Source organism: Paenibacillus sp. EPM92, assembly GCF_016586185.1.
Taxonomy (GTDB): domain Bacteria; phylum Bacillota; class Bacilli; order Paenibacillales; family NBRC-103111; genus Paenibacillus_G; species Paenibacillus_G validus.
This window is the reverse complement of sequence record NZ_BCPS01000058.1, coordinates 12,922-32,976: the sequence shown is the minus strand read 5'-3', so window position 1 is coordinate 32,976 and position 20,055 is coordinate 12,922. Positions and strand designations below refer to the sequence as shown.

The following is a 20,055-nucleotide window of genomic DNA, read 5'->3' as shown; positions in this document are numbered from 1 at the left end:
AGTATCAACGCTTTGAGGCTCGTCGATAATGACAATCGGATTAGTTTGACTGATGAATTCAATCGGTTTACGACCGCTCATTTTATCATTGTCTCGATGAATAATGTTGGCTTTATCCTGTTTCTCAGGATCATTAAAGCTTTTACGGAAAGCATCGATATTGATAATCATGATTTGAATGTCAGAGCTTGTTGCAAAGGTTCGCAATTGACCAAGTTTAGATGAATCATAAATGAAATAGTCACAATTCTGATTTTCATAAAGAGTTTTAAAATGTTCCTCAGTTATCTGAAGAGATTTAAATACACCTTCTCGAATGGCTACACTCGGTACAACGATAATAAATTTGCTAAATCCGTAGCGTTTGTTTAATTCATAAATTGTACGGAGATATACATAAGTTTTACCCGTACCGGTTTCCATCTCAATTGTAAAGTTAAATGCACCATTATCTTTTTTAACTGTGCTCTTTGGTAGCGAATTTCTCAATTGAACTTTTTGAACATTTTGCATGATTTCATCATCCAGCAATTCTAACTTATTGGCAAATCCTAAGTTAGTTTCCCCAATAATAACCTGATTTTCTAAAGAGACAGTGAAATTAGATGATTTAACTGGTTGGCCTTCAAAAAGATCCACAATGGAATGAATAGCTTCCTTTTGATATTGCTGGTCTGCATCAAATTTGATCTTCATCGATTCACCTCATTATATAGCCCGGAAATCTTCGACACCGTACTTTTTCAATATCTGAATCGCATTTGTTTTCACATTATCATCTTGAAAGCCTGAGTCACTAAATACTGCTCGGCTCGGTTTCATCTTTGCGATCTCTTCAATAACGTCAAGCGTGAGGTTGTTCTCAAGACAAACCAGCATATACCCCAACCCTACAGAAGCCACTTTTATTCCTTTTATTTGGATTTCATCTATTGGCATAGTAAGATCGATACCATACTTTAACATAATCTCGTATAGGACATCCTCTTGAGATCTATCTTCCTTAATCGGGTTGGCTAAATCTAAAATATCTCCAATGATATCGTCAGTTTCGGAATCCCAAGCCTTTAAGTTGGAAGAATCAAGTTTGAACACTTTAAAACCGATGTCTAGATCTGTTTTTCCGGTATCGGATACTATTTTTTCTCCTGCGCGGCGGATGCGCTCCTTACCGATTTCGCAGATGTTCGAATAACCGGCTTGATACGCTTCAGAGTCTTCAGACGTAGGTTCAGGAAGTTGAACAAGAATCATTTTCCTATTTCCACCATTTGAATTAAGTTGAAAAATAGCATGTGCCGTTGAACAAGAGCCAGCAAAAAAATCCATAATTATGTCATCATCTCCAGTTGCCATTTCTATTAATTTACTTAGGACTTCGTGATCCTTAGGATTCGGGAATATTTTAGGCGCACCAAATAAATTTGATACCACTCCAGAGGCCGCTCTACCATCTTTATATATGACAGTGCGAGGTCTCATTGTCTCATGATCTTTAAGATAAGTTTTCCGGCATGGAACAGTAGTTTCATCTACCCCAAAATGAACCAATTCTTCAGCAATTTTCTCTTTCATTATTTTTTCTGGATACACCCATCCTCGTGAAGGCTCTTTGCAAACCCTTCCGGTTTTTGGATGAATAACATCATAGCGGTACTGTCCAAATCTTGGGCCAGACAAATTATCTGGGAAATATATCCCTCTATGGTCTACCCAACTATAATGGGAATGTTCTTTGGCAGGATGATCATTTGATAATGAGGAATACCATGCTTTCAATTCTAAAGTTTGTTTCTCATAATCATTTGGATACCTTATTTTAATTTGTTCAAAAGCTTCGTAAATATCTGATATACCTTCTTTGGGTTCTTCCCATTTACCATTCATTCCGAGAGAATCTCTGTTTTTCGCATATACAAGAATATACTCGTGACATATTGCGAAGAATTGTTCGTCGTTCTTTGAGCTTCCTTGCCAAACAAGATCTGCAATCCAGTTCTCTTCACCAAATATTTCTGAAAGAAGAGGTCTTAAATTTGCTATTTCATGCTCGTCAATCGAAACAAAAATCACGCCGTCATCTCTCAAAAAATTTTTGGCAAGTTTTAATCTCGGGTACATCATATTCAGCCAATCCGTATGATACCTTCCCGATGTTTCAGCATTCGATCTCATCGCTTGACCTGTCACTTCTTTGTAATTTTTGATATTATCCCGAAAATCATCTTTATATACAAAATCATTGCCTGTGTTATACGGTGGATCAATGTAAATCATTTTTACTTTCTTATGATACGCCTTCTGAAGCAGACGAAGGACTTCGAGGTTATCACCCTCAATATATAAATTCTTTGTTGTGTCCCAATTTTTGCTTTCTTCCTTGGCTGGGCGCAGTGTTCCAGTTGATTGTTTTTGTGCAAGTTTGATGGCTTGCGTCTTACCATTCCAAGTAAGTTCATACCGTTCCTGCGACTTTTCGATATTCTCTCCAAGCACCAGCAGCAACTTCTCTATATCAATTTTTCCTTCGGTGAATATCTCCGGGAAGATCTTCTTCAATTCTTGAACATTTTCGGCAACTAGATCCTTTGATTTTCCATCCAACACTTGCATTTAACACACCTCACTCAATTTTTCCATCGCATCTGTTAATCGCTTTTCTAGCATTTTTATCTTAACATGAATGTCCATTTTCTTACCAAAATTCTTTTCCTTATTCATTTGGTTATTCAATCTTTTTATTTCCTCTGATACATCTTCGATTCTTTTCAACCATTCTTGGATTGAAGGAATCGAATCAAGTTTTGATGGATAGATCCCTAGAACATCAATGGTATTCGTTATTTGCACTCGATTGTGCAGCTCTTGGAATAGTCTATAAAAGTTAGAGTAGGGAAGAGTCGCAAGATGAAGCTTTTCCACAAATGCTAAATCAGGCTCTCGAAGCTCTGTTAAGTTAAGCTTGTGCGAGAAAGCGACTTCGTCAACAATTGCTTTGTCTTTCTTTATTTGATGAATTCGTTTCATTGCTGTTGAAACGATGATTTCATTTTCCTCATAAAGGAAAATCAAAGCAGGGTAAGGAATAGTCTCATGAATCAATTTTGCAATCGGCTTACATTTATCCAGATTTTTTAATTGAACGAGTAGGATCGATATATCCGTATAATTCAATTCGTCAGAAACAAATGGTTGAGTGGAAATCACGTCTTGATTAAGAATCCCAACGATTCTAATCGAATCCAGATAATCGACGAATAGTTGCTTGTCTCTATTGTTAAATTCAGGTTGCTCATAGAACATATTCTTTGGAATACGCCGATTTATCTGTCCTGACTTTGGGATCGATATCCAATTTTCAATGTTCTTCTGCATGAGACACCTACTTTACAATAAGGAATGATATCAGTTCAAAATCGTCCAAACCATTGATTTTATCTTTCAAAACTGAGGTTCCCCCAAGTGAAAATAAAGATTGAATACCTTTTTCCTCCGTTACTCCGATGATACTTGAAACTGCCTGTTCCAAAAGTTCGGTATAAAAATCCATTTGCGAACCATCGTTGGTTTCTTTATTGAATAAATCACAAAGCTCTTGATACAACTGCTTTTCTCCGTTACACAGTCCTTTGTATAAGTCCAGTATCGCTTTCGCTGAGGAATGGGTTAATCGGATGTCTCCTAGATCTGACACATAGACCAGAAAATATGGAAATATTCCTGATGATTGAGTATTCTTCTTCAAGTTTGTCGTTTGTTTGAGGCAGAATATGACTCCCGGTACAACATCTTTATTCAACTTGTAGGGTATAGGTACAAGAGCATGAATTCCTGTAGGCATATTTTCCAATTTATTTGGATGCTCTTGAATAAATTTGGATAGATCCATTTTGAAATCATCCAATGTCAAATCTGTAATGGAGATTCCGCCGGAAAGTTCCTCCATATCTAAAACCTCTTTCTGTAGTTGTTGAAGCTGTTTACGGCGGTACTCTAAATCATTCATGCTGTCTTTACCCTCGACAACAATAATGTTTTCTTCACCAGTTGCGGAAACATCCAGCATCACCATCCGGTTATTAACTCTTGCTTCTAGCTGAATATATTCATCTAGTGCCACATTCGGCCAAAAATTAACTAATTGGATCGCTTTGTTAACAGAGCCTAAACGGTCAATACGACCAAATCGTTGTATGATCCTAACTGGGTTCCAATGTATATCATAATTTATTAAATAATCGCAATCCTGAAGGTTTTGTCCTTCGGAGATGCAGTCTGTTGCAATTAGAATATCAATTTCTTTTGTAGCATTTGCATCGATCATAGATAATCCTTTTGATTTCGGCGAAAAATGAGTCAGAAGCCAGTTGAATTCCGTCTTAATACCTTTCATTGTCGTCTTCTGACCATCCCCGGTTACCAAGGCGGATTCAAGTTGGTACTCTTTCTTGATCCAAGGAGACAAGTTATCGTATAAATACTCAGCAGTATCTGAAAATGCGGTGAAAATAATGATCTTTTTATTCCCCTCATTGATAGGAGATTGAATCTTTTGACGGATAATTCGTTTCAAATCTTCAAGTTTTGCATCTCTCGAAGGTTCAATTTGTTCAGCCGCGGATAAAAGAGATTGCAAATACTCACGATCTTCATTCAAATCCTGTTTGAGCCTGATCAAATCCAGATCTTGAATTAATACCTTGACCTTATTCCCGATGAGAAGGTCCTCTAATAAACCTTCTTCAGTCAAATCCGAAATATTCAACTGAGGGTCAAACATAGTCTGACCTTGTTCTATGGCATGAAGCATGCTATCAATAGCTGTAATAATTTTATTTACGGTTAAGCCAAAGGAATGAACAGAACTCTCCAGCCGCTTCAATAAGTTGACACGCATTAGATGTATGAGACTGGATTCCCGATCAACTTGTTTGAAGATGCTCTTTCCATCTCCAACCTGTTTGTCATATTTCTGACTGTATTCACTTCGCTTTTCTGGTAGTACATAGCTTAAAGGAGAGTACAAAGCCAGTTTCAACCGACGAATCGTGTTATTAATATCTTTTAATGGTGGAAACTCTTGCTGTAAATCAATGTCGGATTTAATATTCTTCGGCTCAAGGCGTGTAGGGAACTCGCCGATCTCCTCTGCATTATAATATTTCTGAATGTGTTTACGACTTCGTGCAATAGTTAATGCGTTCAAGAGATTGAAATAATCCATTCCCAGCGAATCAAGAAATCGTTCTAGGTTGCGTTCGGATTCGTTCAGTTTCGACCATGCATTAAATTTACGCTGTGCTTGGTTTAAGGTTGAGGAAATACTTTTTATTCCAGCTGACTTAGCCAGCGCAGCATCGTCGCCCTCAGTTATAAAAGCGATTTGATTTTTTAGATCATTCAAACGATTATTAACCGGCGTTGCAGATAATAATAATACTTTCGTTTTTACTCCTGACTTGATGATATCTTGCATTAATTTCTCGTATCGCGTTTTTCTTCCTTTAGCAGGTTCGTTGTTTCGAAAGTTGTGCGATTCATCAATTACGACAAGATCATAATTACCCCAGTTCAAGGTCTCTAATGTAATATCCCCTGATTTACCAGATGGTCGGCTCAGATCCGTATGGTTTAGAATATCGTATCTTAATCGATCCTTCTCCAAAATATTGGTGATGTCATTACCTTTGTAAACTTCCCAATTCCTTCGTAATTTCTTGGGTGCAAGTACAAGAACACGACTGTTTCGCAATTCGTAATATTTAATAATTGCAAGAGCTTCAAATGTCTTACCTAAACCAACACTGTCTGCAATGATGCAACCACCGAATCGTTCCAATTTGTTAATACCGCCAATGACGGCATCTCTTTGGAAGTGGTAAAGCTTCGACCAAATCACCGTTTTATCTAATCCTATGGCGGATTGAATCCGACGATTGGCATCGGATTCTTCTGCAAATGATCGAAAGATATGAAAGAGCGTAACCATATAGATCATTTCAGGTGTGTTTTCAATATATAAATTGATTAATTGATCCAAGATTTGATCCTTTACATTCGTGGTCATAGCAGGATCATCCCAAACCGCGTCGAATGATGAAAGCAATTGCTTTACAACGTTCGAATCATTCGTAGCCATATTGAAACCCAAGCTTGTATTATTTCCATAACCAAGTCCATTGGTTGTGAAATCGGCACTCCCTACAACAGCTGCGTGTTCACCATTTTTCTTAGCTACAAGAAATGTATTACCTTGAACAGCATCACTCTTGGTTAGAGACCGCATCTCTACCTTTTTCTTTATCCATTCAGCACATTCTGCCGCTATACTTTTTTGAGAAAGATTGTTTTTTAAACGAATTTCCATTCCCAGTTCAGAAATGGCTGTTTCCCGTTTATGTTTTAGAATTTCAAATGCTTTATGTTCCCGCTGATCGTCGTCTTGAACAAAGGTTGGTTCACTAAATAGAAAGCGTAGGCTTTCGATCTTACTGAGTTGATCTTTAAGTTCATCAAAAGCAAAAATAGTAAAATAGGCTGAGACGATAGAGAGCTTAGCATCTTTAGTTATTTGTCGCTTGAGATATTCCCCCACCGCGCCTTTTGTCCGGTTATCTAATATCTGTTGCATATCTGGTCTCCTGAAGAAGGATTTATTACTTCTGAATATTAAGTAGCAACAATTCAAATATGTTACATAATGATAATCTTGGTCTAAGTATACCACGTCGTAAGTAGTGGCATCCTATTATCCAAAGTACCTATCGGATGAATCCTCTTGTACTGCTAGTGGCATAAATCATGTATGTTCTGTTCTCCATCGTGAAATATTTATGAGAATTTTGTGAAAAAGCAATCCTCTTTTAGTACTGTGGCCAAGTAAAATTATGCTTATAATACTCCTCTTTCAACCGCTTCAAGTCGTGCTCCCATTCCGAGATAGCATAAGCATACTTTGTCTTGCCGCCGGATTGGGACTTTTTTAAACGTACATTTCGGGCGATGGTATAAACAATTTCTTTAAGCGGCAATGAAGGTATTGCTTTTCGCACTAAGATATCCCATCGTTTGCTTCGATTTAATCCAGTAATTTTGTACCCTAATCTATGCAGTTCGGTCTCCTCACGAAAATTACTCTGTGAATCGGAGTGGCCTTGAGATTCGCTTACTTCCGTACTCGGCCACTTAAAGTACTCAACGGTTGTTTGAGATATATGCGAAGGTGTACTAGCTAATGATGCATTTGAAATCGATGGGACGGAAGTCATTTTATTGGTTCGATGTACCGGATAATCGATCGGATCAAGCTGAATGTTTATCTTGTACGGATCTAATCTACGATATAACTTCTGTTTCATATTATCGTAGGTGTATATCCGATTACAGTCATTACAGATCATTAACTCTGCTTGAACTCTTTTTGCAACCTCACCGGACTTTGTTTTTCCTTCTACAATAAAAATGTCCTTTCCTAATTCGCCGACTCTACATGTTGTGCACTGTTCAGTCGCATTCTTTACTTGCCAGATTTCCGTCGCCAAAGGCCATTCATTTCTCACTTCTGAAACTACTGCCTTTTCCCTAGTAGATAGCAAGAATCTGTTTACTTCTTCCCACAGTTTCTCTTTTTCAGTCGCATTGAATAATGTCCCTGCATTTGATAATGCAAGAAAATCATCAATACTCGTTTCAGAAAGAGATTTGGCATTCTTTATTTCGTAGTACTTTTGATAAAGGGAAATTTCCGGAACAACGCTAACCGTCAAAAATCGTATACTCTCCTTGGAAACATCCAACATCCAATCATCTTTATTAAGGTAATGTGCATACCACAAAAACCGGGCAAATTGTTCTTCTTCTAAGTTAGAATCCAAAAAGGGCCATTCCTTCTCAAGAAGAATGTCAAAGACGGCCCGTAAACCAGTATAAAGATCGTATGACAATAAACATCGAATATATCCTAAGATCGTATTCGGGGAATTCGTATCAATAACAAGTTGAGATAGCTTCTGATAGTTACTATGCAGATACTCGTGAACCGTTTCACGGAACTTCGATAATGCTGCGTCATTAATAAAATCAAATACATCATCATACAATTGATCAGCTTCCTCATCCTCTGGTATTGCTACATACATAATCCGATTAAGAATTTCATTAAATATTGATTGTAAGGAATCATCGGTCAGTTGATCTTGATAAGGATTGTGAAGTAAATGCCTAAAGCCTACAATTACAAGTGTTAGTTTGTTCGATTCGAGCAATAAGAGAGTTCGGTTTAAAACAGCCGAAATGCTTTGCTTATGATATAGTTTGACCATTTGGTCGAATATTTTCTTTAGTAAGTCCTTATTTCCATACTCACATATGACATCCCAAAGAAGCTGATTTTCTGAGTTTGTTTCCCGGAATATGGAATCCATCTGTTCAAATGATTCCTGCAGATTCAAAAAGTTTTGATGAAATTGATCATGGAATGTACTATAGTTCATTCGTATCTTCTCCACCAGTAAATCTAGTATTGGTAATTTTATGCCCAAATAGTCCGTTAGTATTATAAATTCGACTTTTCGAGCAATTTCCCTTCAGAAGTTATGGATTATGATGAATCCGCTTATCCATGAGTATCGCGTAAATATAGGATGGTCCTCTTAAATGCTGAATTTTTGTAGTATTGGATAACGGAAAGAAGGCTAAGGCTTCTTGTAGTAGATTTTTGGAAATCTGAACATTCGTCCTATCTGGAAAAATCATATTTCCCTTCACTCGATATGTAAATTCGCCGCCGCGTATTTGGCGGAATACTTCTCCTTCATGCGCTAACACATTTGCCCAAACAGTCTCGATATCTAACACGTTAGCCCCCCTACCTTACAGAAACAAATCTTTGTAAACTAACAAAATAAAGTCCCGCTTCCATCGTTTTGTACCCAAACGTATCAGACCAGTCCTTGGCATAAGCCTGCACTTGCGGCGAATAGAAACGGACAAACTGCTGCAAATTGTTTTCTGCTAATTGATCCGTCTTAAAGTCAACGATCACCCAGCCATCCTCTTCTTCAAAAGCGAAGTCTATAATACCCTTCACCAAGATATGGCCACCGTTATCAGTCTGATATTTCAATACCACGGCAGCTGTTTCCGACAACGTTTGCTCGGTTGCGGGATAAGACATTGTCTTGCCATTGCTCTGAACCATCATTATCGGGATTTCAAACAATCGCCGCTTCGCTCTCAGACTACGCTGCCAGAGTTCACTGTTTAGAATTTCATGAATAACAGGCAGGGCATCAGTCGCGTCCTTCTCTGATACTCCTTCGGTCTGGCAGAGGTATTGAACGTATACAGGCAATTCGTTCATCGGAAGACCTTTCCCAACAGCTTCAAGTCCCTTGTGGATTACACTACCGAATGATTGACCTCTCCCATTGGCTGACCATTCCGGTGTTTCGCCCATGTTCTTCGCCAACCCGGTAACAGTTGCTTCCGCGTAAGTAGGCTGGCGCAGCTGATAGAACATCTGCTCCCTCTGAGCCAAGTATGCCCCCAAATCAAAAGATGCGATATCTCGCTCCATTTCCTCATCACACTCATCTGTCCCTACATCCGCTTCCGGAACATCTAGTTCCCGGATAAGCTCCATCCCCTCCATTAGCGAGCTCCACGGGCATTTGGCCCGCTGCTCAGGGTAGAGGCTGACAACCAACATTTGTTTTGCTCGTGTCGCCGCGACATAGAGAAGCCGATCCCGCTCCGCATGCATGAATGCTCGCTCCCGCACTCTCATCGCTTCCCAGCCGACCGGCTGGGCAATCGTATCTTTCTGAAACCCTTTCGATTGCTGGATCAGGAAATAGCCCGCGGCCTCTGTCTCCGAACGATCAACAAACTGGTCAGCGTTATGATCCTTTTCGCCACAGGGACAAGCTAGAAATACGATTGGCGCTTCAAGCCCTTTCGCCTTATGCACGTTCATGATCCGTACCGCTTGCCCTTTGCCCGCGTAGAGACTGGCGGTTTCCATCCCTTGGCTCTCCCGAATGGCCGAAATCGCATGCGCCAGTTCATGCCAATCCGATGCGAGCATGGCGTCACGCTGCAATCGCTCCAACATCTTAAGCAGTGTTCCAGACCGATTTGCTCCTGCTTCTTGCACCGTGGAATAAGGCAAAAGACCGGTATCCTCCAGAATGCAATACAAGGCTGACCATGCAGGCATTTCTTTCACCCAATCGGCATATTCCCGCAATTTACGGCATGCAGCGACAACTTGACTACCCTGTTCAGCTGACTCCTCCGGCAGCCGATAGATCGACCACGCATTCCCTAGAGCACGATGCGCCATCAGCTCCTTGTCGCTAATACCGAATAGAGGTCCGCGCAATACGCTCAGCATCGCCACCTGATCGGATGGATCGGCCAGGTAGAGGGCCAATTGTCCCAGCGTATGAAGTTCGGGGTATAGAGCGGAGCTTCCTACCGTTTCCGCAGCAACGCCCCGCTTCTCCAATTCTTCTGCGTAGAGATGCAAATAATGCCTTGTCCTTGTCAATATAAGAAAATCATTGGGCCGTGCCTCTCTGAACACCCAGGATGCGCCATCCCGCTCCTGAATAAGCAAATTTCCGTCGCGGCAAGCCCACGCGATGTATGCGGCAATACGCTGTGCGTCAACCGCCGCCACTTCATCCTTGCCTCCGGGAATTTTCGGGTAAGTGAGTGCATAAACCCCGTGATCCGCGCGCTTATTCCCCTTTGGATTCGGTATATTCGTTTCCATCCGGACATACGCCGCTTGAACATCGGTTTCCCGGACGGGAAGCTTGCCGATAAATTGCCCGTTCACAAAATCGCCGATCGCATCGACGGATCGGAAATTGCTGGTCAAGTGAAGCACATCTCCACATGCTTGAATCCGCGATTTAACCTCGTTATAAATGGAAATATCCGCGCGGCGGAAACGATAGATGGACTGTTTCGGGTCTCCCACGACGAACAAGGAGCCGGGCTTTGGCGTAAGCTTCCGCCAATTCCGTTCATTCGGATCATCGCCGGCGCCCGTTAAGAGAAACATCATTTCCGCTTGGATCGGATCGGTGTCCTGAAACTCGTCGACCAAAAGCCGTTGATATCGGCCGGCGAAAAACGCTCGAACCTCCGGGTAATCACGCAGCAGACGGCAGGCATTCATCAGAAGATCCTGAAAGTTCAGCTTCCCTTCCTGCAATCGCCGTTCTCTGCAATACTCCAATGCAGGCAAGACAAATTGAATGACCTTCGGATACAGATATTCCCGCCACGATTGAAGAAAGGGGAACAGGACCGTAATCTGCCAATCGTGAAATCGTTCGGATATGGCTTTGGCTTGCTTCTTATCCGTCCATTTGTACTGCTTCACATCCAGTTTGAAGTCAAACATCTTCGCAAGTGTTAGCATCAACATATCGTCCTGCTCATCCGACAACCGAAGCATACGATTAGCAGTACGCAGTTTTGCCTGAAGATTATCCCACCCTTTTTCCGGTTCAGCTGTCGGCAAAAACCTGCTGGCTTCTTCGATCATGGGAAGCAGGGAGAGCCGGATTAGGTTGAAATCAGGACAATGAACCGGTTCGCAAGGGATTTGGAGGTCCGTAAAAATAGATACCCGATCATAGACATTCTTAAGGATGCTGACGTCGATGTCCACCTCGGCAAAGGAGGCAAGGGCCTCACTATCTCCCTCCTGCAGCTGAATCAGATATTCGTCCCAGCATTGATCGTGGAACGCACGATTCATTTCATCATCCATTTCTTCGAAAGAAGGGTCCAATCCGGCCTCGATCGGACGCTCCCGAAGCATGGAGGAACAGAACGCATGGATCGTTCCAATGAAGATTTGGTCCAGATTGGCCAAAGCTTCTTCCATTCGTTCTCTAGTTTCGCCTTCAACATCAGCCGCTTTCCGCTCCAAAGCAATACGGAAACGCTCCTTCATCTCATCCGCCGCTTTATTCGTAAAGGTGATCGCCGCAATCTGCTCCATCTTAGCCGTTCCTGTCTCGATGAGCGCCAGCAATCGGCCGACCAAGCTGGTTGTCTTTCCCGAGCCTGCACCGGCTTCTACCAGAAAGGTCGTGTTCAGCTCCTCCAATATCCTCTTTCTAGCTTGTTGATCGGATGGTTCATTCAATGTTCTCCACCTCCAGCAGCGTGTGCAGTAGCTTCGAATTCACTTCGTCCTTTCGCTTATCGGCCATCATCTCTGCGTGATCTCCGCATACAGCCGCAAAATCGCAATATCTGCAGACCCCAGGATTTGAAGCGGGAATAAACAATCCCTGTTCCATCGACGAAAGGATTCCTCGGATCACCTCGGTGACTCGATGACGTTCGGTTTGCGAGCGCGCAATCACTTGCCCGTGCCCCCGTTCGCTTGGAAAGACGTAAGCCGCTTCAAGCACTTTTGCTTCTGAATCCACACCCGTTTGCCGCATCCATAGCTCTGTACCCAACGTGTAAAGCGCGTGTTGCAGTTGCGTGCCGCCGGTGAACATACCATTTTCCTTGTATGGGCGGGGGCTGCCGGTCTTGTAATCGATAATTCGATATTGATGCGGTGCAATTTGATCAATCCGGTCGACGATCCCGCGCAACAGAATGGTCATGCCGTCTCCAAGCTCAAGGTGCAGCGGCTGGCCGTCCACGATGAGCTCTTGTTCGAAAAACCGGGGAGTCGTCTTAGCCTGCACTTCTTGCACTTCCATTCGATAGAACACTTCAACATCCCGGAGCATCGATTTCCGCTCTTTCTCAACCACATGAGGGCTCGGTGCCGGTATCCGCTCAGCATACAAGAGAATCGTCTCCTCCGCGATCTGAAGCAAACGAGCATGATCGTGAGTAATAGGCATGGTATTACTTGCGCTGATTTCTGTCATATAACGACGATAAACCTCGTGTAATAGCGAGCCTCTTTCATTCGGCTTCAGCCAGGAGGTACGATCAAAAGTCACCTGATCTTTCATGCGAATCTCCAACACATATTGGAAAAAATACCGCATCGGACATTCCGCGTACTTCTCCAATTGACTTGCACTAAGCGTCCGTTCGGCCTGGCCTCTCCAATAATCAGCCCATTCATCCCCCGCTATATATCCGTCATGCTCCGTAACTTGCGAGCTGCCGCGTGCCTCGAGTGCAAGTCTACCTTGACGAAGCGAAGGATAGACCGATTCGATGAAGATTTGCCGGTCCCTCTGAAGGCTTGCATTCGCATGGATATGCCCGAAAACGTAATGAGAACTGTCCAATGGTAGTCCATTTGGTTGAGCTTTGGAAGGCTGTTCTACATCCAAATACCCGACCGGTTCCCCTAAACTTCGGTGCAGCATCTCATAGTCCGCATTCGTTTCTCCGGATACTTTTCGGAATACCTGTAGAAGTTGAAAAGCCGGGCTTGCTGTCGCTCCTTCTGCCAAGTCATACGACGAGAAGCTAAATGTGATATTGCCGCTTATCATCCCAAGCCGACCATCACGAAGGCGTTGCCGATCTCTTTGTCTCTGCACGGCTGTTTGAAGCCCGGCACCGATCCGTCTGCACTCTTCATCGAGAAGCATGGGATTTTGCCTGATATTCCCGGACCACGACTGTTCATCCATCCCGAGAAGAAACGTATGTTTTCTCCCGCTGATCCCCCCGTTCGACAAACTCGATATGTACAGGAATCCGGGCTTGGGTAACCGTTGCACCCCGACTCGAAGTTCCTGCAGCATGTCTCGGGCATACAAGAACATTTGCTGAAACGGCATCGAGTCCGGAACAGGACATTCCTGCAGTTCTTTAGCGATACCTTTCATTTCTTGCAGGACGATCGCATCCTCTTCCGTTCCGCATACACCAAATCGATCCAAGATGTTAACGAGCCATCCCCAGATTCCCTTAGGAGAGGAGAGCGCCGCTTCGTCTGGAAACAATTCTCCTAGGAGGTTTGTCAGATGCTTCTTGATGTCGTCATCCCGCTGTTGTTGTTCCGTCCGCTCCCGTTCTTCGGGTCTTTCATCTGAATCCCCTTGGGACCGGACATGCCCCGACCCCAGCAACTTGATATACCGTTCTTTCCCCCAGCCGATTCCGCTTTTCTCCAGGGCTCGAATACAATCCGCATTCGTTATTCCTTGGTCACGATCGGAGAACGTGATCAATTGCTGCTGCAGCATCAATACGAGCTGCCGCACCTGATAACCGGACTCCAACCAGTTCAGCAGAAAATGTGCGGCTCTTCCCATTCCGGATGTAATCACAGGCAGCCCGTCTGCAAAGGAACAGGGAATACCGAAAGAAGCACACATGGTCGAAATAACCAACGCATATTCTTCATCCGGTACGATCATCTCCACTTCATCCAATGGCATCCGGCCCTGAATAATGCGTCTCAATGCTTCGCGAACCTCCGCCAGCCTTCCGGTCGCATGATAGAACTGAACCTTTCCGAACGGCATTGTGGATTGGACGTCAGTGAAGGAAGAAACCGCTATAATCCTCGTCATCCGTCCGTTTGACAACCGCTCCAGCATTCGAGCGGAAACCGGTGAAAGCGGCATAGGGTCTGGCAGAATAAGCTCCACGTTTTCCGGCAATTGGGTTGGTATATGCGACAAAAGGCCGGGGAAATCGATCCAGCTCCGCTGATTCAGAAAGCGCTCATACGCTGACAGCACCTTTCTGACATAGCTGCCTTTTTGCTGGCTCATAAAGTGGTCGTCTCGAAGCTCCCCCGCTCTCACTCCGGCACGGCGCAGATCCATAATGGCTTGGTGAACATGCATGGCAATACCAGGCTTTACTTGATCCACCGCGATGTAGGAATCCGGCTTGGAAGCCATTTGTTCCATGACATGATGGATAATCCAAAAGGACCGCTGTTCCCCGATTAAAGTCAGCCCTTGTTGATACAGGGAGAACTGAACCTGACTTCTTACAAAGGATTGAACCGTTTGGACCTCCACATTCATAACCGGCCCTAATTCCCGGCATATTCGCATCAACCAGGACTGTCCTTCGATGTAGGAAGGAGCAATAACAATTTTGCGGCGAAATGGCTCTCTACGGATTGCATCATATAAACGTTCTAGAAACGTGCCTACTATTTTCAAAAGGGATACCTTCCTTTCGTCTATCTTTCAACAACAGCACCTTACTGCCCATACAACTGTCCCCAACGCTGTAGCTGTTCCTTAAACTTTTCCCGGACAGATGCAGGCTCTAAAATCTCCGCTGAAGGTCCGTACTGAACCACCCAATTCATAAACTCCCGCTCGTGGTTGACGGTGACCTCGAATAATAAGCTGCCGTCCGGCAGATCGGTCATCTTCGGTCTCACGAACAATTCTTCTTCCTTCACATAGCGGGCGACATCCGGATGGAATTTAATCTTAAAAGTGATTAAAGAATCCCCGCGTTCAATCGACCAGGTATGCTTCATATACTGAGCAATGTTAAAATCACCCTTGTCGAATCGATTACTTGTCAACTCTACATGGCGGAAACGGCTTATACGAAACGTGCGAATGTCCTGCTTGGAATGACAATAGCCGATCAAGTAAAACCGTTGATCCCGCGGGACCAAATAGTACGGATCAATTTGGCGCTCCGTCAATTCATTCCGGCTCTGGGTATGGTAAACAGCCCTGATCGTCTTACTGGCGATAATCGCTTCCATGATGGGCAGCAAGAAGTTGGCACTGTTCTCCCGATAAGCCGGGGTGCCCATTTGGATCATGTCTGCGACATTTTCCAGTGTATCGTACCGCTTCCGGGTTTCTTTCACATGGGTAGCCATCACCTTGTCGTAGGCGGATTCAAAGCCTGGAGGCAATTTGCTGGTGTCCAACACGGAGGGCAGGACAGAGAACACCAACGCTTCCTGCTCCGTGAAATTCAGCGGGTACATGGCGAAATTACCGACAAAACGGTACCCTTTTCCGTAACCCTCGTTTGTAATCGGTGCGATCAAGTCCAAAATCCGCATGTCCCTATAAATCGTACGATCCGTTGTCTCGCATTTGTCCGCCAGCTCCTTGGCCGAAATCCCCGGATTGGATTGAATGGCGAGAAGTATTTTAAAGAGCCGAATCACTTTATCCGTCATGCTATATCTCCTATCGTGGCATATAGAATGTAAATCCTTATCATCATTGGGATTCTACGCTTTACCTGGTTCTTCCTGCCTATAAGGAGAAAACGCAACGTTCTCTGTCGTTTTGATGATGTACACTTCCTCTAGACCCGGCGTAAGTTCAACAATTGCCGTATCCTTAACGACAAATCGCACCATGCCGCAAACATGATGCTCAAACATATCATAAATCCGGCCGGCGCTGCGGCATCCTTTCGGTACGGTATGCGGACTGTTGGCGACATAACCGATTTTGCCCAATGGGATCATATCCACCTTTATCGCTTCATGGTCATGCGGATTATCCGGGTCTTTGATCAAGTGAACGACCTGACCCGGCTTTAGAAATGCTGCTCCGTAGTAATGCTGCGTGCCTGTGACGGCGATATAGATCGGTTGATCCACTGTACTCACTCCCGCATGTCTTTCCTTCATTATGACGGATCGCAACGACCATAGATTGTCAGCGAATATATGTTCTGCGCACAAAAAAAGCACTGCGGCATCTCAACTTGAGATCGCAGTGCTGCATTCATTTTAGAAAATGGGCAAACTGATCCGGCGCATTCCGAATGTCTTGTGCCAACTTCTCGTATTCCGCGGATAATTTGACCGAACGAACTCTTTTGGCGTCTTGATCGCGCGGCTCAATGAATCCTTCTTCTCTCCAATGACTTACCTTTTCCCTTATTGAACGGTCCGACAAACGCAGCAGGTCCCTCATTTCGCTTGTCGTTAGGGTATCTTGTTTAAAGGTTAATTGAGCAAACACCATTCTTTGCTGGGGATCTAACTTGCGAATTAGATCCGGTTCGATTTTCGTCATTTGAGCAGATTTCTCCGTTACGATGGCAGCGGCTTCTTGAAAAACCTCCGCCAAACCATCGATAAAGAATTCCAGCCAAGGCGTCAAATCAGCTTCATTCCGCCCAAAATAATAATTGTGATGGAGACCCAACTGGAGTCGGCGATAATATTCAGCCAAGTTGCGGTCATAGAAATTCTCGAGTACAAATAACCCCTTTAAGCCATATCCGCCGCGTCGTAAAAGATATGTCGTGATCATCCGGGCCGTTCGGCCATTCCCGTCCAAATACGGATGAATCGTTAGGAACTGCCACATGAATATGCCAGCCTTGATAGGAACCGGAACCGAATAGGTTTCCGGCGAGTTCACCCAGGCAACCAAATCCTCCATTAATACCGGGACATCTTTCCATTCCGGCGGCAAATAAAAACCGGAGGCATTGCGGCTGCCTACTTGATTCTGTTCTTCGCGATACTCGCTAACACGCGGTCTTCGTCCGTGTGATATTCGGATAATAGCATGCAGCTTTTTAATAAATTCCTCTGTGACCGGGAGCTGTCTTTTTTCGGCTTCATCCAGGTATTCCAAAGCTTTCATTAAGTTATAAACTTCCTGCTCTTCATTGTCATTGCTGGTTTGGTACAAGACTTTTCGCTTCGTCGCCTCGTCAAGCGTGTTTCCTTCAATTTTCGTTGAAAGAATGACCGTCTTTTCCATCGATTCTTTCTTAAGCAAATCCAGAATAGATGCGGGCAGTGGAAGCAAATCCACCACAACACTGGCGCGTTGTATATCCATTAGTCTGCGGGCTATGGTGTCCGTAATTGAATATTTGGGTGTAAACATAACATCACCTTCCTCAATAACATTATACCATTGCCGCTATTTTGCCGCAAAGTATTTTTTTCATTGCATTTTCTTCGTATATTTTAATTTCTACAATGACATCCTGTACAACGCTTTATTCTCCAGCCCTCGGACCGGCTGTGTCCACAACTCCTTGTCCGAAGTGGCGCTTAGTGCGTCCTCCGCCATCTGGAGTTTGGCATCCAGTGCGTCAATATAGTGCAATGCTACCGCTTCTGCCGTTTGCGGCTGTACCGGGCTCCCCCATTCTCCGAGGTTATGGTGAGAGAGAATAAGGTGCTGCAATCCGATTACTTGTTCCGAATCAAGCGGAAGTTCCAGCCGCAATGCAGCTTCTGTGATCCAACCAGCTGCCATTGCAATATGACCGATCAACTTTCCCTGAGTGCTATAATCTGTCACGACCCCAAGCTGAGCGATCATCTCCTCTGGCTTTGCAATATCGTGTAGGATAATCCCGGCTTTGATCATATCCTCTTTTAGAAATGCCCTCTGCTTGCAAAGGAACTCGCCGATCTCCAGCATACGAACGATATGATAGGCCAAGCCTGCAAAGTATGCATGATGGTGCATTTTGGCTGCCGGATAATGAGCCAGTTTCTCACTCACCTTATCGACGCAAAAGCTTACAATATCACGAATGACCGGGTCCCAAATACTCTCGATTACTCTGTATATGACCTCTAATAATTCCGCAGATCCAATTGGAGCCGCCCGAATAAAATCGGTTAGGGACACACCGTCTTCATTGCTTACATTGCGAATCCGGGTGATCTTAACCTGCGGCTTTTCCCGATACAATTGAACGATTCCCTGAACCTTGACTAGCGTCATCGGAGAAAAGCTGTCTTTTTCTGTTTCCTTCACATCCCAATACTTTGCAGGGAGCTGGCCGCTGGCATCACACAGCACCAAATCGAAGTAATCCTTTGCCGGCGATGTGTTGGTCTGCTTCAGCTCCAGCTCTTTCAGCAAATAGAAGCCGACGAATTCATCATTCGTACTCAGATCTTTAATCAAAGTCATTCTTTTCACCCCCATCTACAACTCCAAAAACTCTGCCTCTGCCTCAGTGATCTAGTATATTTTTATTTTATAATTAAGTCATGACAACTTTTTGTCAGCGAATATATGTTCTGCACAAAAAAAACGACCAGATCTAATCCGGTCGCGTAGAATTCCTTATTCACATTGGGAGAAATGTAAAATTCAAGATTTAATCATCTTCGGTTAGTAGTAATTCCCTTTTACAAACATCACACTGGACCTTGATAACCAATCCTAGACTTGTTGGTATAAATATGTACGCAAACTTTGCTCCCGTTACATCTTTGGGTTCACATTTATCCCAATTATTAATTTTGTTTTCCATAGATTTGCTAATTTCAAACTTCATATGATTCTCCATAATCAATGTAACTGATCCTTGATCTTATGCACCCATTTTGGAAGAGATTCGGCCTGATATTTTAAAATACTATGTTCAGCTTGCATAACGATTTTACCGGAAACTTCGCTATTATCAATCACAATCAAATGATCAATGAGATGGATATGAGTTAGCAGATTTTGCATGGATGTGGTTTGTCTCCGAATGATGTCTTCAGTCGGTATATGATGTCCGCCGTTTCGAACTCTGACGGCAACACGTTCGATATTGAGCCGAACATCATTTAGACCCACATAAAACATCATCACTTCAAAGCCGTTCGCCTTGGCTTCCCGTATCAGTCGTATCGCATTACCGCCGGCCAAAGTCGTTTCTACAGAAAAATCGCGTTTATGATGGATACAATCTCTCGCAAGTTTAATCGCTTCTTTGCCTGCGGATACTTTGCGGCGATCCGGATGGTCAGAATCAATGCCGCGAGCTAAAGCGTCGGGATCTATATTGACACTGATACCAAGCCTGTCCACTATCAAATTGCGAATGGTGCTTTTGCCGCTGCCGTTATTGCCGGCGAATACAACCATCACTGTGGAGTACTCATTCATGATGAACCCCAGGATTGTCGATTGGCTCGATCACACCGTTTGCATATTCTTTGACAATCTGGCCTTTTTCCGTTTGATAGACAATATAAGTTCCGTTCGCTTTTGCATCCAGTTTCGCGCGATCGCCCGTAAGTTTGATCAGTTTTTGCAAATCTTGAATACGGTCCATCATAGGTCACCATCCAACCCGACTTAATCTTGCCATTATTATAACATACTCGTTTCA

General features: G+C 43.7%; 14 protein-coding genes. All 14 read right to left on the bottom strand.

The genetic code is table 11. The annotated features are described in order from the left end of the window. A partial coding sequence (locus JMF85_RS11980; RefSeq protein ID WP_201318260.1) for a DEAD/DEAH box helicase family protein occupies positions 1-696 on the bottom strand: 696 nt, incomplete at its 3' end. 12 nt (positions 697-708) lie between these two features. Next, positions 709-2,613, bottom strand: coding sequence for a site-specific DNA-methyltransferase (locus tag JMF85_RS11975; protein WP_201318259.1), 1,905 nt, complete (start codon positions 2,611-2,613; stop codon positions 709-711). Further along, on the bottom strand, positions 2,614-3,375 hold the full coding sequence (locus JMF85_RS11970) for a DUF4391 domain-containing protein (RefSeq protein ID WP_201318258.1): 762 nt from the start codon (positions 3,373-3,375) through the stop codon (positions 2,614-2,616). A gap of 7 nt (positions 3,376-3,382) precedes the next feature. Then, positions 3,383-6,631, bottom strand: coding sequence for a helicase-related protein (locus JMF85_RS11965; RefSeq protein ID WP_201318257.1), 3,249 nt, complete (start codon positions 6,629-6,631; stop codon positions 3,383-3,385). A gap of 232 nt (positions 6,632-6,863) precedes the next feature. Beyond that, a complete protein-coding gene (locus tag JMF85_RS11960) occupies positions 6,864-8,492 on the bottom strand; it encodes a hypothetical protein (protein ID WP_201318256.1) in 1,629 nt (542 codons plus the stop codon). A gap of 100 nt (positions 8,493-8,592) precedes the next feature. After that, complete coding sequence (locus JMF85_RS11955) at positions 8,593-8,856, bottom strand: hypothetical protein (RefSeq protein ID WP_236595832.1); 264 nt, start codon at positions 8,854-8,856, stop codon at positions 8,593-8,595. A 10-nt stretch (positions 8,857-8,866) separates the two neighbouring features. After that, the gene (locus JMF85_RS11950) at positions 8,867-12,172 is read right to left on the bottom strand and encodes a UvrD-helicase domain-containing protein (protein ID WP_201318255.1); all 3,306 of its coding nucleotides are present in this window, start codon (positions 12,170-12,172) and stop codon (positions 8,867-8,869) included. Beyond that, positions 12,165-14,996, bottom strand: coding sequence for a PD-(D/E)XK nuclease family protein (locus tag JMF85_RS11945; RefSeq protein ID WP_201318254.1), 2,832 nt, complete (start codon positions 14,994-14,996; stop codon positions 12,165-12,167). The genes JMF85_RS11950 and JMF85_RS11945 overlap by 8 nt, the downstream gene beginning before the upstream one ends. A gap of 182 nt (positions 14,997-15,178) precedes the next feature. Then, positions 15,179-16,132, bottom strand: a complete 954-nt coding sequence (locus JMF85_RS11940; protein WP_074730127.1) for a helix-turn-helix transcriptional regulator — start codon at positions 16,130-16,132, stop codon at positions 15,179-15,181. Between the two features lie 54 nt (positions 16,133-16,186). Further along, entirely contained in the window at positions 16,187-16,564 is a 378-nt protein-coding gene (locus JMF85_RS11935; protein ID WP_174350195.1) for an HIRAN domain-containing protein, read from the bottom strand. Positions 16,565-16,691: 127 nt separating this feature from the next. Next, positions 16,692-17,813: a Fic family protein gene (locus tag JMF85_RS11930; protein WP_201318253.1), complete on the bottom strand. Its 1,122-nt coding sequence runs from the start codon at positions 17,811-17,813 to the stop codon at positions 16,692-16,694. A gap of 90 nt (positions 17,814-17,903) precedes the next feature. Continuing rightward, positions 17,904-18,860, bottom strand: a complete 957-nt coding sequence (locus JMF85_RS11925) for a 3'-5' exoribonuclease YhaM family protein (protein ID WP_201318252.1) — start codon at positions 18,858-18,860, stop codon at positions 17,904-17,906. A 384-nt stretch (positions 18,861-19,244) separates the two neighbouring features. After that, entirely contained in the window at positions 19,245-19,829 is a 585-nt protein-coding gene (locus JMF85_RS11920) for an ATPase (RefSeq protein ID WP_236595831.1), read from the bottom strand. Then, positions 19,822-20,001, bottom strand: coding sequence for a hypothetical protein (locus JMF85_RS11915; RefSeq protein WP_015253841.1), 180 nt, complete (start codon positions 19,999-20,001; stop codon positions 19,822-19,824). The genes JMF85_RS11920 and JMF85_RS11915 overlap by 8 nt, the downstream gene beginning before the upstream one ends. Positions 20,002-20,055: the final 54 nt, after the last annotated feature.

Coding starts and splice junctions, on each gene's coding strand:
- JMF85_RS11960 (WP_201318256.1), bottom strand. CDS start 8,492: ATGAACTATAGTACATTCCATGATCAATTTCATCAAAACTTTTTGAAT.
- JMF85_RS11930 (WP_201318253.1), bottom strand. CDS start 17,813: ATGTTTACACCCAAATATTCAATTACGGACACCATAGCCCGCAGACTA.
- JMF85_RS11945 (WP_201318254.1), bottom strand. CDS start 14,996: ATGAATGTGGAGGTCCAAACGGTTCAATCCTTTGTAAGAAGTCAGGTT.
- JMF85_RS11970 (WP_201318258.1), bottom strand. CDS start 3,375: ATGCAGAAGAACATTGAAAATTGGATATCGATCCCAAAGTCAGGACAG.
- JMF85_RS11925 (WP_201318252.1), bottom strand. CDS start 18,860: ATGACTTTGATTAAAGATCTGAGTACGAATGATGAATTCGTCGGCTTC.
- JMF85_RS11940 (WP_074730127.1), bottom strand. CDS start 16,132: ATGACGGATAAAGTGATTCGGCTCTTTAAAATACTTCTCGCCATTCAA.
- JMF85_RS11920 (WP_236595831.1), bottom strand. CDS start 19,829: ATGAATGAGTACTCCACAGTGATGGTTGTATTCGCCGGCAATAACGGC.
- JMF85_RS11915 (WP_015253841.1), bottom strand. CDS start 20,001: ATGATGGACCGTATTCAAGATTTGCAAAAACTGATCAAACTTACGGGC.
- JMF85_RS11975 (WP_201318259.1), bottom strand. CDS start 2,613: ATGCAAGTGTTGGATGGAAAATCAAAGGATCTAGTTGCCGAAAATGTT.
- JMF85_RS11965 (WP_201318257.1), bottom strand. CDS start 6,631: ATGCAACAGATATTAGATAACCGGACAAAAGGCGCGGTGGGGGAATAT.